The sequence below is a fragment of the Cryobacterium sp. TMT2-10 genome (assembly GCF_004403075.1).
Lineage (GTDB): Bacteria > Actinomycetota > Actinomycetes > Actinomycetales > Microbacteriaceae > Cryobacterium > Cryobacterium shii.
In genome coordinates this window covers 1-1,271 of record NZ_SOGW01000111.1, presented here as the reverse complement: position 1 = coordinate 1,271, position 1,271 = coordinate 1, and the positions used below count along the sequence as shown (strand labels likewise).

At 71.5% G+C, this 1,271-nt stretch carries 1 protein-coding gene, 1 tRNA gene and 1 other RNA gene; 1 reads left to right on the top strand and 2 read right to left on the bottom strand.

What is annotated here, in order from left to right:
* Positions 1 to 102 precede the first annotated feature (102 nt).
* Positions 103 to 199, bottom strand: an RNA gene (ffs, locus tag E3T37_RS14005) — signal recognition particle sRNA small type.
* Between the two features lie 118 nt (positions 200 to 317).
* Here ffs and E3T37_RS14000 point away from each other — a divergent pair.
* Positions 318 to 405, top strand: a tRNA-Ser gene (locus tag E3T37_RS14000).
* A 438-nt stretch (positions 406 to 843) separates the two neighbouring features.
* Here the strand turns inward: E3T37_RS14000 and E3T37_RS13995 are convergent.
* A complete protein-coding gene (locus E3T37_RS13995) occupies positions 844 to 1,086 on the bottom strand; it encodes a ferrous iron transport protein A (RefSeq protein ID WP_134367830.1) in 243 nt (80 codons plus the stop codon).
* Between the last annotated feature and the right edge of the window lie 185 nt (positions 1,087 to 1,271).

The following is a 1,271-nucleotide window of genomic DNA, read 5'->3' as shown; positions in this document are numbered from 1 at the left end:
GGGCGCGTGGCGGCGTGCGGTGGGCGAGGCGCGTGGCGGCGTGCGGTGGGCGGGGCGCGGGCCTGGTGCGGGCGGCGTTCCGGGTGCGGGGCCTTCGGGCATGAAAAAGACTCCTCGCGCACCCACCAGAGCCCGGTTACCCTTGCTACGTTTCCGTCCTGGGGGAGTTGGCCGAGATGGCGCCACGCGAGGAGCCGACTGCCAGTTTAGACACAAAGCGCACTCCCCCAAAACGCGCCGTTCGGACCGGGTGTGACGAAGGCCCGAAGAAACAGGTAAGATTCTCTAGGTCGTTCCCTCACGGGAACGGTCGGCCAGGAGAATTCGCCTAGTGGCCTATGGCGCACGCTTGGAAAGCGTGTTGGGTGAGAGCCCTCGGGGGTTCGAATCCCCCATTCTCCGCCAGTTCTTGATCACGCGGGATGATTTGCGCGCGCCCCAGGCGGGCCCGCGCCTCTCTCTCCCTCCGGCCCGTCGTTCGCGCGTGCCCGGCGCATCCGTCATTCTTCGCGGGCCCGGCGCATCCGTCATGCGCCTCGGTCCGCGCCGATTCCGGGCCCGGCCTGTGGCTAACTCAGGAGATCCGGGCCAGTCCCCGGTCGGACCCCGCGGACCAGTGCGGAACGGCCCGTGGCTCCGCGAGAATCTCCTGAGTTAGCCCCCCGCCCCCGCCCCACGAGGCGGCGCGTGTCCCCCTGCTCGCGTTCGTAACTCCTGCAGATTCTGCCGGATGTACCCGATTCAGCCTGCGGTGACCGTTCGTCGAGGAATTGCAGGAGTTTTGCACGTCGGACCGGCGGCCTGGCTCGTCGGGGGGCCTGGTGCGGCACGTCGGGGGCCTGGCTAGTCGGCGAGCGGGCGCCGAGGCGCTCGGGGGGCCGGCGGCGGCGGCACCTGCTTCGCGGCGACGATGTCGGCGAGTGCGAGGGTGACCAGACCGCGTTTGGTCTCGACCGTGCACTCGGTGTCGGTGCAGGCGCGGAGGTAGCCGACGGCATCCGTCACGCCGCCCTCGATGCGGGTGCGCACGACGATGCGGGCTCCGAGTTCGGTGACGGAGACGAAGTGGGAGGCGGCGAGGCTCATCCGGCCGAGCCTACCGGCACGGGCACGGCGGGTCGGCGGCACGGGGCACAGGGGAACGGCGGCACGGCGGGCCAGTGGCACGCCGGGTCAGCGACTCGGGCAGCGAGCGCGTCAGCGGCCCGGTGACTCAGCACGTCGATGGCACACGCCGGCGCGGCACGGCGGCGCGGCACGGCGGCACGGCA